This window comes from Pseudomonas sp. TH32 (assembly GCF_016650855.1).
In the GTDB taxonomy this organism is placed as follows: Bacteria; Pseudomonadota; Gammaproteobacteria; order Pseudomonadales; family Pseudomonadaceae; genus Aquipseudomonas.
In genome coordinates, this window is record NZ_JAEKFA010000002.1 from 2096603 (window position 1) to 2110994 (window position 14392).

Sequence of the window (14392 nt, forward strand, 5' to 3'; positions counted from 1 at the left end):
ACCTCACGTGCCAAAAGACTTCCTGAGCAACTGAGTGCAAACTCTGCCTGCACGCAAAGGTTCAGCCGGTTGCGACTGTACGCGCCGACCGAAGCCTGCGTTGATAACCGCTGAAACCTCGACGACATCCGACTGATTCAGTAAGGACGCAACAACATGATTCGAACACCGACGCGCCTGCTGTTGGCGAGCCTCTCGATTCTCATGAGTACCGGCGCCTGGGCCGATTTCACCGCCACGCCGAGTGAAGCACGGGCCATTGCCAAAGAAGCCTACCTTTATGGCTTCCCGGTGGTGGAGATGTACAAGACTCTCTACACCCAGGCCGTCGACAAAGCCGGGCCGAACTTCAAGGCGCCGTTCAACCATATCGGCAACACTGCGCAAGCGATAACCCCTAAAGATACCGCCATCCCCACCCCCAACCCGGACACGCCCAACTCCTTTGTCTGGCTCGACCTGCGGGCCGAGCCAGTGGTACTGACCCTGCCCAGGATCGAAGACAACCGCTACTACGCCGTGCAGTTGATCGACCTCTACACGCAGAACTTCGGCTACCTGGGCACACGCAGCACCGGCAACAACGGTGGCCACTACATGGTCGTCGGCCCGGGCTGGAAAGGCCAGCAGCCAACCGATATCGACCGCGTCGTGTACAGCGAAAGCAACATCGCCTACGCCCTGTACCGCACGCAATTGTTCGATGAAAAGGACCTGGGTAAGGTAAGACAGATCCAGAGCGGCTATAAAGTCCAGACCCTGAGCAGCTACGTAAACCAGCCTAAACCCATCAAGCCGCCGAAAATTGCCTGGCCCAAGCCTACGCCGAACATGAGCGACAGCGTGCATCTGTTCCGCTATCTGAACTTCATGCTGGCGTACGCAGCACCGCAGGACAGTGAGAAAGACGTGCTCGCGCGTTTTGCCAGGATCGGCGTTGCGGCGGGCAAACCGTTCGACCTCAAGGCTCTGACGGTTGAGCAACGCAAAGCGCTGGATGACGGCATCGCCGACGGCAAAGCCGAGTATGCCGCCTTCAAAAAAGACAAGATCGATACCCATCAAGCATCCAGTGCTGACCTGTTTGGTAACCGCGACCACCTCCAGAACAATTACCTGTACCGCTACGCCGGCGCCAACCTGCACCTGTTTGGCAACTCCGGCGATGAAACGGCCTACCTGCGCTACTCCGTGGACAGCGAAGGCAAACCCGCCAACGGCGCACGCCACAGCTACACCCTGCACTTTGCAAAGGACCAGTTGCCGCCCGCCGACGCATTCTGGTCACTGACCATGTACAACGCCAAGACCAACCTGCTGACCCCCAACCTGAAAAAGCGCTACCTACTCACGTCGGGGATGTTGCCCAACTTCAAGCTCGACGCCGATGGCGGCCTGACGCTGTTGGTCGCGCACCACGAGCCACCGAAGGCGGAACAAAGCAACTGGCTGCCAGCACCACCCGGCCCGTTCTATGCCCTATTGCGCATTTACCTGCCCAAGCCTGAAGTGGGTAACGGGCAATGGAAGCAGCCACCGCTCACACCGATCAAATAGCACCCGCTCAAGTCGCGCACCGTTTGAGGCTTAGCCCTTTTTAAGCTTCAAAAACGATTGATGCAGGTCCGACGCCCAGCCGTCGATGACGCTTTTCACGTCATCGGCTTTCATCACCTGGGAGTCGTTTGCCAACGGTTTACCGGTGCCTTTGCGCACGACTTGGGCGACCACCTTGCCACTGGCACCATCGAGGAATTGGGCTTCGGTGCCCAAGGTGGTTTCCTGGTCACGAATTCCGGCGCCCGTGCTGACCGTGGCGACCACCAGGGCGACAGGAATGTACTCATATGGCTTGAGACTTTCGGTCTTGCTGCTGACGGCGGTGATCGCCGCACGCACCACTATCACGCCCGGGCCTGGTCCATCGGCCAGAGGCAAGGACTTTTCCAGTTCGCGCTTGAGCGCCTGGCTGTAGTAGGTGCTGATGCCCTGCAGGGTGCTTTCAGGGATCTTGGTGCTGGCTTGCGGCTTGGGGTAGAACTGGGTGGGCTCGATGTACACCGCGTTATAGCGGCTCAGACTCAGGTTGGGGTCCACCCAACGCATCACCGGCGCGCCCGATGGCGACTTAGCTTCCTTGAGGTTGCTGTAGTCGGAGAGAAACCCGGAGTATTCGTCCGGCTGCGTCACCTTGCTGGAACACCCCATCACCCCGATCGTGGCAATACACACGGTGCTGATCATTATTCCCAGTTTCATCGCGATACTCCTTGGCTGACGTTGAGGAAGCGCTGAGCATTAGGTATAGCTGATGCTGGAGCTTCGGCAATTAAGCAAACCCGCTCGGGGCGGCCTGCATTAACAGTCTTTGACACTTTCCCGACAAAGCTCACAAAGACGCATGGACGGGCCGCCCCTAGCATTCGAGCATCCAAACCACCCCTCGGGTGCTCATCATGTTTCGCACTTTGCGCAGTATCCCGCTGCTGGGTTGCCTGCTCGGCAGCATCGGCTGCCATGGCCAGCCACCGGCCCCGCCGCCTATCCCCAAGGGCGACTACAGCGCAATCATCCGCTACCTGCAAAAACGCATCCCCGTTGAAATGGCCAGGCAAGGCACCGCCGGCCTGTCCATCGCCCTGGTCAACGGCCAGGAACTGATCTGGGCCCAAGGGTTTGGCGTTGCCGACAAAACCCTCGGCAAGCCGGTCACCCCTAACACCGCCTTCCGCGCCGGCGCCCTCTCCAAACTGCTCACCGCCACCGCTGCCCTGCAACTGGTGGAGCAACAGCGCCTGGACCTCGACGCGCCGATCCAGGACACCCTGCGGGAATTCTACGTACGCTCGCGCTTTCACTCCGACCAGGCCGCCGCCGACCGCGACATCACCCTGCGCCGCCTGCTCAGCCACCAGTCCGGGCTGCCCAGTGAACACTTGCGGGACGTGCGCAACACCTTCGCCATGGGCCAGATGCCGATGCGCATTTCCGGGGTGTGGCTGAGCACGCCACCGGGCACCCAGGTGGCCTACTCCAACCTCGGCTACGCCCTGGCCGGCGCTGCCATCGAGCGCAGCAGCGGGCAAGACTTCGAAACCCGGTTGCAAAGCAGCCTGCTCAAGCCGCTGGAGATGAACCAGTCGAGCTTCGTTGGTACCGGCACGCAACCGGGCTTCCGCGCACGGGGTTATGAAGACGGCATTGCCAGCGCCGACGCCCAGGTACGCGACCTCGCCGCCGGTGGGTTGTGGACCAGCCCCAAAGACCTCAGCCACTACGTGCGCATGCTTTTTGCCCGGGGCCTCTACAAAGACAAACAGGTACTGGGCAGCCCGTCGATTGATGAAATGTTCACCCGACAAAACACCGGCAACGCCCTGGATTTCGACTGCCAGATGGGCCTGGGATGGTTTCTCGCGCCCTGCGGTGACGAGCCGGTGGCCCCGGGCATCCGCACCTTTCAGCACAGCGGTGGCGGCGACGATTTCGCCGCGCAACTGACAATGCTGCCGGACCAGCAACTGGCCGTGATCGTGATGGCCAACGACAGCAACGCCGAAGAGCTGGTGGTGTCCCTGACCACCGACACCCTGCGCCTGATGCTTCAGGCCCAGACCGGCAACCCGGTGTGTGCCGACACCTGCCAGGAACCCACCCACGGACTGAAAATTCGCCAAGTGCCCGCTGCCATTGACCGCACGCGCCTGGCCGGTTTCTATGCCACGGCCTGGGGCGTGTTCCGCATCAAGGACGAAAACGGCAAGCTGTATGGCGAGTTGGCCGACACCCGTTTCGAACTGCTGCGCGATGGCCAGGGCTGGCTGCGGGCACAGCAGAAGTTCCTGGGGTTCTGGCTCAAGGACCTGGGCGAGCTGGGCCGCGTACAGCTGGATGTGGTGACGGTGCAAGGCCGCCAGATGCTCACCGCCCGCAGCCACGGCCAGCGGGTGCCGGTGGGCGAACGTATCGAACCGACGCCACTGAGCAACGCCTGGGCCGACACCATCGGCACCTATCAGGTGCTCAACACCCATGAGCCCGACGCGCCCTTGAGCGGCATCAGCGTGCGCCTGGAAAACGGCTTCCTGGTGATCCGCGGCCAACTGCATGACGAGCCGCTGACCGACTACATCCTGCTGCCCGTGGATAACGCCCACGCGGTGCTGGCCGGCAACGGCTATGGCCTGGGCGACACCGTGAGCCGCCAGGTCAACGGCCTGAGCGCCTCCGGCTACCACTTCAAACGTACCGATTCTCCCCACAACCCCTTGAGTCTCTGACCTCACATGAAGACCCTCCTGCGTTCAAAACCCCTGTGCCTGTCCCTGACGTCGCTGTGCCTGCTGGCCAGCGCCGACACCCTGCGGGCCGAAGATTGGGAATACACCCTCAAGGCCGGCGTCGCCAACCTGCCCCGCTACAGCGGCAGCGACGAGCGGGTGACCGCGCCGGTGCTGGGGGCGGCCATCGTCAGCCCGTGGGGGATTTTCCTCGACACCGACAAGGGCCTGGGCTGGGGGTATGACGGCGGCGGCGCGAGCTTCAGCGCCTACGTCGGCGCCAGCAGCTCACGCAAGGACGAGAGCAAAAGCGGCCGGCCGGGCTCGAAGAAACTCAAGGGCATGGGCGAGATCAAGACCCGCGCCCAGGTGGGTGTCAGTGGCAGCTATAACCTGGGCGGGGTGATTATCGGCGCGACCCTGGAACATGCGCTGAAGGAGGACGATCACAAGGATTCCGGCAAGGCCTTCACCCATCTGGAACTGAGCCTGGGCACCAACCTGTATGACGGCGACTACGGTTCGCTGGACGCCAGCCTCAGCAGCCATTTTGGCGACAGCAACTACATGCAGACCTGGTACGGCGTCACCACCGGCCAGGCCGCGCAGAGTCGCTTCAAGGCCTACAAGGCCAGCGGTGGCAATATCAGCAACGGCATGAATGTGGTGTGGAGCTTGCCGATCAGCGAGCACACCAAGTTCTCGACGTTGCTGGATGTGCAGTACCTGGCCGACAAGGCCGGCCAAAGCCCGATTGTGGAGAGACGCTTGCAGACGTCGGTGATGGGGATGGTCGAGTACACCTTCTAATTGGGTAACCCAATCAAAAATGTGGGAGCTGGCTTGCCTGCGATGCAGGCACCTCGGTCTTTCAGTGAGACACAGGTGATGCTATCGCAGGCAAGCCAGCTCCCACATCTGATCTCCATCGTTCCTCGCTCGTTACTCGACATACGCCCACGTCATCCGGAACGACGCCCCGCCCCACTCCGAGTCCAGCACTTCAACCTGCCCGCCATGCCACTGGCACACGCGCTGCACCAGTGCCAGGCCCAGGCCGAAGCCGCCGGTGCGGCGGTCGCGGCTGGCATCGAGGCGCAGGAACGGTTCGAAAATCTTCGCCCGCCCTTCCACCGGCACGCCCGGGCCGTCGTCATTCACCCGCACTTCATAGCCGGCACCAAACTTTACCAGTGACACTTCCACGCGCCGGTCGGCGTAGCGAATCGCATTGCGCAACAGGTTGATCACCGCCCGCGCCATAAAGCGCGGCTCGATGCGGATGTAGTCGACTTCGCAGGTGCGCAGCAGCAACTGCACCCCTTCCGCCTCGGCCTCCAGAGCGACGCTGCCAATCACGCTGTCGAGCCAGCTGTGGGCCTCGATGCTTTCCCGGGTGATCTGCGTGGCGCCACGCTCCAGGCTGGCGTAGGTCAACAGCTCCGAGACCATTTCTTCCAGCTCGCCGAGGTCGGCGTACATGTCCTCGATCAGCGCGCGGCTTTGCCGTGGGTCGGCCTGTTGCTTGAGCTGGTCCAGTTCAAACGACAACCGCGCGATCGGCGTGCGCAGCTCGTGGGAGACCGCGTTGGTCAACTCGCGCTGATTGGCGATCAGGCTTTCGATGCGCTCAGCCATCTGGTTGAAGTGCCCCGCCAGCTCGCGCACCGTGGAGCGGCGCGGCAGCAGGATCCGTGAGCCGAGGTCGTTGTCGCCGAAACGTTGCGCCGCCAGGCGGATGTGCTCCAGGTCGCGCCAATGGGGCCGAACCCAGAAATACAGGACGATCGCCAGGCACAGGCCCAGGAAGCCATACGCCCACATGTACAGCCACTTGGGTTCTTCCGGCAGTTTGATTTCGAGCATTTGCGGGCCGCCATCGATGTCGACCAGGAACTCCATGAAGTCCCCCCGCACCAACAACTGCCCGGCGGCCAGCAGCTGTTTCTCACGCTCGGTCATCGCCAGTTGGTCACGCTGTACCAGCGCCAGGCGCAGCCCATAGTGCGGTTGCAGTTCGGCCAGGCGTGCGGCCCTGGCGTCCCCTTTCACCGGGCGCAATTGCTCCACCAGCCCATACGCCGGGCCGCGCAGGGCTTCGCGGTTGTAGGTTTCGTTGGCCTCCGGCAGCAGCTCGTCGAAGGTGTAGTTCACCAGCCAGATTGCCCCGGCCAGGCCGATGGCCAGGATGATATACAGACGCAGAAACAGCCGTAACATCTAGACCTCCCACGCAAACGGATTGAACAGGTAGCCCTTGCCCCAGATGGTCTTGATGCACACCGGTTCCCGGGGGTTGTCATTGAGCTTGCCGCGCAGCTTGCTGATGTACACGTCGACGCTGCGGTTGAGCCCGTCGAAGGCGATCCCGCGCATGCGGTTGAGAATGTCATCGCGGGAGAGGATTTTCCCGGCAGAGCTTGCCAGCAACCACAACAGTTCGAACTCCATGGTGGTGAGGTCGATCTTCTCGCCGCCCAGGCTGACTACCCGGCAACTGCGGTCGATGGCCAACCGGCCGAACTCAAGGGAGCCGCGCACGGTGGGTTCCGGGGTCTGGCGGCGTTGCAGGGCACGCAGGCGGGCCAGCAGCACCGGCGGCTTGATCGGTTTGATCACGTAGTCGTCGGCGCCGGACTCCAGGCCGAGGATATGGTCCAGGTCGTCTTCCTTGGCGGTAAGGATCACGATAGGCGTGTCGGACACGTTACGAATTTCGCGGCACACATGCAGGCCGCTCTGGCCCGGCAGCATCAGGTCGAGCACGACGATCTTGGGCTTGAACTCCAGGAAAGCCGCCAGGGCGAGGTCGCCCCGGTGCACCGCCAACACCTCGAAGCCATGCTGGGACAGGAAATGGGCGATCAGCCCTGCCAGCTTCTGATCGTCCTCCACGAGCAAGACCTTGCCGAGACCCAAGTTATCCATAAATTTCCAGTGCACGCGCGGATTGAAGTGTGCGCATTATAGGTGGCAAGCTGGTCAACTAAAGCAGCTGGCCATCACTGGCCGACGAAGCTTCATGCTTTTAAGAGTTTTTAACAAATAGCCTGCAATCTTTAACGCCATCACCGGGAGTTGTATGCGCAAGGATTACCTGGCGTTCTTCATGTCGTTGTTCCTGTCCCGCCTCGCTGACCAGATTCTGTTGTTCATCGTGCCGTTGATCGTGTTCCAGACCACCAACAGTGTGTCCTGGGCCGGCCTCGCGTTTTTCGTTGAATCTTTGCCGCGTTACCTGTCGTTCCCGGTGTGCGGGGCGTTGTGCGACAAATATCCCGCCGTGCGCATCCTGCATATCAGCCAGGTTTACCGGGCACTGGCCTGTGTGGCGGCGGTGCTGCTGTACGGAATGTTCGACGGGATTTACTGGATCGTCATCCTTTCGGCCCTGTGCGGCGTGTTGACCACCCAGGGCATCATGGCCCGGGAAGTGTTGCTGCCGCATATCTTCAAGCATTACAGCTATGCCAAGACCTTGTCCTATTCGCAGATTGCCGACCAGACCGGGCTGGTGCTGGGCCCCCTGGTGGCGGCGCTGATGCTGGAGGTGTGGGCGTGGCACTGGCTGGTCATGGGCATCGCCGGATTGTTCCTGCTGGCAGACCTGGCCATGCGCATCTGGCAACGCAACACCACCGTCAATCTGGAGACTTTCGAGCAACACAATGACATCTGGCTGCAACCGCTGCGTATCGCCTTCGGGCATATCCGCGACCTGCCGGAGCTGAAAAAGATCATTGCCCTGGCGGTGGGCGTCAACCTGATCATCGGCGTGACCCTGGCGACCTCAGCCGCGATGGTCATCGGCCAATACGCCGCCGGCAAAGACACCTACGCCGGATTGCAGGCGGCGGGCGCGGTGGTGACCATTGTCATTCTGTTCTACCTGGCGCGTGCGTCGCTGCCGCTGAAGGTACTGGGCGGCTTGTCGTATTCGATGATTGCCGTGGGGGCGCTGATCACCGCCATCAGCCCGAATATATGGGCGTACAGCCTGGGCTTCCTGCTGGTGACCGGTTTCGACAAGATGTTCAACGTATACATCCGCAGCACCCGCCAACGGGTGATCCCGGTCCGGGACTTTGGCAAGACGGTGGGTGTATTGACCTTGCTCAACAACCTCTCGCAGCCAGTGGCCGGGTTGTTGATTGCGCTGCTGGCGGCGCCGCTGGGGACGCAGACGGTGATCCTGCTGCTGGCCGGGATCACCGCGTTGATCGGTGCAGCGGTTGCGTCAGGCTGGCACGCCACTGTGAAAGCGGAACTCGACGTCCGGTGACTCGATCAGCTCCTGCTCGGCGGCGCGCACCCGGTCGATGACCTGGGCAATGTCCTTGGCATCGCCGTACTGGTAAGCCAGTTTCAGGTAACCCTGGAAATGCCGGGCCTCGCTTTTCAGCAGGCCGAAGTAAAACTTGCCGAGTTCTTCGTCCAAATACGGCACCAGTGCTTCGAAACGCTCGCAGCTGCGGGCTTCGATAAACGCACCGACCACCAGGGTGTCCACCAGTTTGACCGGTTCATGGCTGCGCACCACTTTGCGCAAACCCGACGCGTAGCGGCCGGCAGACAACTGGCGCAGCTCGATCTTGCGTTTCTTCATCAGGCGCATGACTTGCTCATGGTGCACCAGTTCTTCACGGGCCAGGCGCGACATCAGGTTGATCAGGTCGACATGGGAATGGTACTTGGCGATCAGGCTCAAGGCGGTGCTGGCGGCCTTGAATTCACAGTTCTTGTGGTCGATCAGCAAGGTTTCCTGGTCGGCCAACGCGGCCTGGACCCAGCCGTCGGGGGTGCGGCAACCGAGGAATTCGTGGATTTCTGGCAGGTTCATCGGGCTCACGGGCAAAGAATCACAAAAAGGGCCGCGATTATACCGACCACGCCGCAGACCGCCAGCCACCGGGCTTGATGTGCATCAACATGACGTGTGCCGGGCAGCAACTATAGTTGTTCCACGCCCACCTTTTTGGAGAACCCGATCATGCAAGCCATCCGCAGCATCCTGGTGGTCATCGAGCCCGAGCATTCGGAGAGCCTGGCCCTCAAGCGCGCCAAGCTGATTGCCGGGGTAACGGGGGCGCACCTGCATTTGCTGGTGTGCGACAAAAAGCACGAGCATTCGGCGATGTTGAGCCTGCTCAAGGCGGGTTTGCAGGAGGATGGCTACAGCGTCACCACCGAACAGGCGTGGAATGACAGCTTGCATGAAACCATCATCGACGTGCAGCAGGCCGAGGGTTGTGGGTTGGTGGTCAAGCAGCACTTTGCTGACAGCCCGCTGAAAAAAGCACTGTTGACGCCGGCGGACTGGAAGCTGATGCGTTACTGCCCTACGCCCGTTCTGCTGGTGAAAACCTCCAGGCCGTGGGCAGGCGGGGTGATTTTGGCGGCCATCGACGTGGGGAATTCCGATGCCGAGCACCAGGCTCTGCATAATTCGATCATTGATCACGGGTTTGATATCGCCAGCCTGGCCAAGGCGCAGTTGCATGTGATCAGTGCGCATCCTTCGCCGATGCTGTCGGCGGCGGATCCGGTGTTTCAGCTCAAGGAGACGATCGAGGCGCGGTATCGTGAGCAGTGCAAGGCGTTTCAGGCGGAGTTTGATATTGATGACACCCACCTGCATATCGAGGAAGGGCCGGCGGATGTGTTGATTCCTCATGCGGCGCACAAGTGGCAGGCGGCGGTAACCATTATTGGTACGGTGGCGCGGACCGGGATTTCCGGGGCGTTGATCGGGAATACGGCGGAGGTGGTGCTGGATGCGGTGGACAGTGATGTGTTGGTGCTTAAGCCGCAGGAGTTGATGGATCATCTGGAAGAGCTGGCTAATGGGTGAGGCTTTTTGGGGGGGCATATCCGTTTTTTGGGTGATGGCTTCGATGGGTTCCGCTCTTACAGCGGGTCACTTTTGAAAGGAGCCCAAAAGTAACCAAAAGGCTCTTGCCCCACCACTCGGCACCTCGCCTAGGCTCGGTGTGCCCTCACTCCGGCTTTGGAGCGTGGTTTAACGGGGCGCCTAAGATCAAGATCAAAAGCAGATCAACAGCACAGCGGCCTACAGGCCGGCTTGAGTGGTGTGAAGCAAAGGCAAAATCAAAATCTAAAGCCAGAGCGGGCACGGTCAAATGTGGGAGCTGGCTTGCCTGCGATGGCCTCGCCTCGGAGCACCTGAAAAACCGAGGTGTCTGCATCGCAGGCAAGCCAGCTCCCACAGAAAAGCAGACCTGCAGCAGTTTCAGATTTGGCTTTCGCTTTGGCTTTTGATCTGGCTTCTACCACTCAAGCCGGCCTGTAGGCCGCTGTGCTCTTGCTTTTGATCTTGATCTGGCTCTGACTGCCCCAATAAGCCCGAGGCCGAACGCAGGGATTGAGGAGCGGGTAAACCGGCAGGACGCCGGTTTAGCCGCGACGGGGCAGGGACGCCCCGTCGCGGCGGCCCGCGGAGCAATGCCGGAGTGAGGGAACACCGAGCCTAGGCGAGGTGCCGACAGGCGGGGCAGAGCCCTTTGCTTACTTTGGGCTGGGCCGGCATTCCGGCTTTTCCAAAGTGAGTCGCTGTAAGAGCGAAACCATAGGTGGCCGTTACCCGAATAACGGATATGTACTCAATCACAAGGCATCCCTGAGAAACCCCGGCGCGATATACCGCTGATAATGCGCCTCAGACAAAATAAAAAACTCCCGATCAATGGCATCCCGCAACTCAGGCAACCCCCACTCCCGAAATTCCGGCATCAACACCATCCCGTAAGCCTCAAGATTGCTGATCACCCGCGCCCCCCGGGCAATCAACTGATAGGCCCAGCAGTACTCCGACTGATGCGGCACAAACCGAATCTTGCGCTGTTCAAGCTGCCCCCGAAGCATTTTGGGGTCAAACACCTCAACCTTCCCCGCCATCACCTGCACCAACAACTGCTCCAGCCTCAGCCAAACCGCACGTTTTTCTTCCTCGTTATACCCGTTCCACTGAATCACCTCATGGTGAAACCGCTTACACCCCCGGCACACAAGATCGCCGTAAACCGTGGAGCACAGGCCTACGCAGGGGGTCTTGATGGTTTGGTTGGACATGGTCGACAACGCACAAATCAGCGAAACAGTTGCACATGTTAGCCCTTTGTCTAAGGTTCATCACCCTGCAAACTTGGCGCGGCAACTTACGTTTAGAAATTTTTTGCCGTAGAATCACCCGGCCTTGTAAGGCGCCAATAATCCGTTGGAAGCTGTTTTCAAAGCGTCACGAGCACAGTCGTTCCTAAAGAACGGTGTTGGCGATGGTTATTTACCCGGTAAATAGCCAGCGCCAACCCTCATCAGCTCCGTTCTGCAGGCGTAAAACTTTGAAAGCAGCTTCTGTGAGGATTGCCGGCAGCGCTGGCTCTACGGCCCAAAAAGCCCCCGAGCGCATGCGTGCCGTGCATTTCTGGATGAGCGTCCCGTGGGACCACTGATGAGGGTAATAACTGTGCTTGAAGCCTACCGCAAACATATCGAAGAGCGTGCAGCCCTGGGTATCGTTCCCCAGCCGCTTAATGCCGAACAAACCGCAGGCCTGGTCGAGCTGCTGAAAAATCCCCCGGCTGGCGAAGAAGAATTCCTCGTTGACCTGATCACCAACCGCATTCCACCAGGCGTTGACGAAGCTGCCTACGTCAAGGCCGGTTTCCTGTCTGCCCTGGCCAAGGGCGAAGCCACTTCTCCCCTGATCGACAAGAAACGCGCTGTTGAACTGCTCGGCACCATGCAAGGCGGCTACAACATCGTGACCCTGGTCGAGCTGCTGGACGACGCCGAACTCGCGCCCGTCGCTGCCGCCCAACTCAAGCACACCCTGTTGATGTTCGATGCGTTCCACGACGTCGCGGAAAAAGCCAAGAACGGCAACGAACACGCCAAAGCCGTGATCCAGTCCTGGGCCGACGGCGAGTGGTTCAAGAACCGCCCGACCCTGGCCGACAAGATCAGCCTGCGCGTGTTCAAGGTCACCGGCGAAACCAACACCGACGACCTGTCCCCTGCCCCGGACGCCTGGTCCCGTCCTGACATCCCGCTGCACGCCCTGGCCATGCTGAAAATGGCCCGTGAAGGCATCGTGCCGGATGAGCAAGGCAAGACCGGCCCGATGAAGCAGATCGAAGAAATGCGCGGCCAAGGCTTCCCGATCGCCTACGTCGGTGACGTGGTCGGTACCGGTTCGTCGCGTAAATCGGCCACCAACTCGGTGCTGTGGTTCTTCGGCGACGACGTTCCTTACGTGCCGAACAAGCGCGCTGGCGGTTTCTGCTTCGGCAGCAAGATCGCTCCGATCTTCTACAACACCATGGAAGATGCCGGCGCACTGCCAATCGAGTTCGACGTCACCAACATGAACATGGGCGACGTGATCGACCTGTACCCGCATGCTGGCAAAGTCACCAAGCACAACAGCGATGAAGTCCTGACCACCTTCGAAATGAAGACCCCGGTCCTGTTGGACGAAGTCCGTGCCGGCGGTCGTATTCCGCTGATCATCGGCCGTGGCCTGACCGAAAAGGCTCGCGTTGAGCTGGGTCTGCCACCTTCGACCCTGTTCAAACTGCCGGAAGCTCCGGCTGAAAGCGACAAGGGCTACACCCTGGCGCAGAAAATGGTCGGCAAGGCGTGCGGCGTGGCTGGCGTTCGTCCAGGCACCTACTGCGAACCGAAGATGACCACCGTGGGTTCCCAGGACACCACCGGTCCTATGACCCGTGACGAACTGAAAGACCTGGCGTGCCTGGGCTTCTCGACCGATCTGGTAATGCAGTCGTTCTGCCACACCGCGGCCTATCCAAAGCCGATCGACGTGACCACCCACCACACCCTGCCTGACTTCATCATGACCCGTGGCGGTGTATCGCTGCGTCCAGGCGACGGCATCATCCACAGCTGGCTGAACCGCATGCTGCTGCCGGACACCGTCGGTACCGGTGGTGACTCCCACACCCGTTTCCCAATGGGCATTTCGTTCCCGGCCGGTTCCGGCCTGGTAGCGTTTGCCGCAGCCACTGGCGTGATGCCACTGGACATGCCGGAATCGATCCTGGTGCGCTTCAAAGGCGAAATGCAGCCTGGTATCACCCTGCGTGACCTGGTTCACGCCATTCCTTACTACGCGATCCAGGCTGGCCTGCTGACCGTAGAGAAGAAAGGCAAGAAGAACGCCTTCTCCGGCCGCATCCTGGAAATCGAAGGCCTGGACAACCTGAGCATCGAACAAGCCTTCGAGCTGTCCGACGCCTCGGCTGAACGTTCGGCTGCCGGTTGCACCATCAAGCTGTCGAAAGAGTCCATCACCGAGTACCTGAACTCCAACATCACCCTGCTGCGCTGGATGATCGGTGAAGGCTACGGCGATGCGCGTACCCTGGAACGTCGTGCCCAAGCGATGGAAGCCTGGGTTGCCAACCCTGAGCTGATGGTTGCCGATGCTGACGCCGAATACGCTGAAATCATCGAAATCGACCTGGCAGACATCAAAGAGCCTGTGCTCTGCGCGCCAAACGATCCGGATGACGCCCGTCTGCTGTCGTCGGTACAAGGCGAGAAGATCGACGAAGTGTTCATCGGTTCGTGCATGACCAACATCGGTCACTTCCGCGCTGCCGGTAAACTGCTGGATCAGGTCAAGGGTCAGCTGCCTACCCGTCTGTGGCTGTCGCCACCGACCAAGATGGACGCTCACCAACTTACCGAAGAAGGCTACTACGGCATCTACGGCAAGGCTGGCGCGCGCATGGAAATGCCGGGCTGCTCGCTGTGCATGGGTAACCAGGCACGTGTAGAGCCGAACTCGACGGTTGTGTCGACGTCGACCCGTAACTTCCCGAACCGCCTGGGTGACGGCGCGAACGTCTACCTGGCTTCGGCCGAGCTGGCGTCGGTGGCTTCCATCCTGGGTCGCCTGCCGACCGTCGAGGAGTACATGGAATACGCCGCGAAGATCAACACCATGGCCAGCGACGTGTATCGCTACCTGAGTTTTGACCAGATCGCCGAGTTCCGTGAAATTGCTGCAAGCGCCAACATCCCTGTGGTTCAAGCCTAAGGTTTTGTTGCTGTAAACGAACGCCGCG

At 60.6% G+C, this 14392-nt stretch carries 11 protein-coding genes; 6 read left to right on the forward strand and 5 right to left on the reverse strand.

The genetic code is table 11. The annotated features are described in order from the left end of the window. Positions 1-156: 156 nt before the first annotated feature. Positions 157-1557 (forward strand): DUF1254 domain-containing protein, encoded by a 1401-nt coding sequence (locus JFV30_RS13105; RefSeq protein ID WP_201124184.1) that lies wholly within the window; start codon positions 157-159, stop codon positions 1555-1557. A gap of 30 nt (positions 1558-1587) precedes the next feature. On the opposite strand, the gene JFV30_RS13110 is transcribed toward JFV30_RS13105, so the two are convergent. Continuing rightward, positions 1588-2259, reverse strand: coding sequence for a DUF3313 domain-containing protein (locus JFV30_RS13110; protein ID WP_201124186.1), 672 nt, complete (start codon positions 2257-2259; stop codon positions 1588-1590). Positions 2260-2456: 197 nt separating this feature from the next. On the opposite strand from JFV30_RS13110, the gene JFV30_RS13115 reads away from it, so the two are divergent. Both JFV30_RS13115 and JFV30_RS13120 read left to right on the forward strand, forming a co-directional pair. Then, the gene (locus JFV30_RS13115; RefSeq protein WP_201124188.1) at positions 2457-4280 is read left to right on the forward strand and encodes a serine hydrolase domain-containing protein; all 1824 of its coding nucleotides are present in this window, start codon (positions 2457-2459) and stop codon (positions 4278-4280) included. Positions 4281-4286: 6 nt separating this feature from the next. Beyond that, the gene (locus tag JFV30_RS13120) at positions 4287-5090 is read left to right on the forward strand and encodes a MipA/OmpV family protein (RefSeq protein WP_010171149.1); all 804 of its coding nucleotides are present in this window, start codon (positions 4287-4289) and stop codon (positions 5088-5090) included. A 132-nt stretch (positions 5091-5222) separates the two neighbouring features. Here JFV30_RS13120 and JFV30_RS13125 read toward each other — a convergent pair whose 3' ends face one another. Both JFV30_RS13125 and JFV30_RS13130 read right to left on the reverse strand, forming a co-directional pair. After that, positions 5223-6500 (reverse strand): ATP-binding protein, encoded by a 1278-nt coding sequence (locus tag JFV30_RS13125; protein ID WP_010171151.1) that lies wholly within the window; start codon positions 6498-6500, stop codon positions 5223-5225. Continuing rightward, complete coding sequence (locus JFV30_RS13130) at positions 6501-7208, reverse strand: winged helix-turn-helix domain-containing protein (RefSeq protein WP_010171153.1); 708 nt, start codon at positions 7206-7208, stop codon at positions 6501-6503. It lies immediately after the preceding gene. 154 nt (positions 7209-7362) lie between these two features. Here JFV30_RS13130 and JFV30_RS13135 point away from each other — a divergent pair, with 154 nt between their 5' ends. After that, the gene (locus JFV30_RS13135) at positions 7363-8562 is read left to right on the forward strand and encodes an MFS transporter (RefSeq protein WP_201124190.1); all 1200 of its coding nucleotides are present in this window, start codon (positions 7363-7365) and stop codon (positions 8560-8562) included. On the opposite strand, the gene miaE is transcribed toward JFV30_RS13135, so the two are convergent. Then, positions 8518-9120, reverse strand: a complete 603-nt coding sequence (gene miaE / locus JFV30_RS13140) for a tRNA-(ms[2]io[6]A)-hydroxylase (protein WP_201124192.1) — start codon at positions 9118-9120, stop codon at positions 8518-8520. The two genes, JFV30_RS13135 and miaE, sit on opposite strands and share 45 nt — an antisense overlap. A 150-nt stretch (positions 9121-9270) precedes the next feature. Between miaE and JFV30_RS13145 the strand changes: the two genes are divergently transcribed. Further along, positions 9271-10131: a universal stress protein gene (locus tag JFV30_RS13145; RefSeq protein ID WP_010171159.1), complete on the forward strand. Its 861-nt coding sequence runs from the start codon at positions 9271-9273 to the stop codon at positions 10129-10131. A gap of 773 nt (positions 10132-10904) precedes the next feature. Here the strand turns inward: JFV30_RS13145 and JFV30_RS13150 are convergent. Beyond that, on the reverse strand, positions 10905-11369 hold the full coding sequence (locus JFV30_RS13150; RefSeq protein ID WP_010171178.1) for a DUF1289 domain-containing protein: 465 nt from the start codon (positions 11367-11369) through the stop codon (positions 10905-10907). A 394-nt stretch (positions 11370-11763) separates the two neighbouring features. Here JFV30_RS13150 and acnB point away from each other — a divergent pair, with 394 nt between their 5' ends. Beyond that, complete coding sequence (gene acnB, locus JFV30_RS13155) at positions 11764-14364, forward strand: bifunctional aconitate hydratase 2/2-methylisocitrate dehydratase (protein WP_201126182.1); 2601 nt, start codon at positions 11764-11766, stop codon at positions 14362-14364. Positions 14365-14392 lie beyond the last annotated feature (28 nt).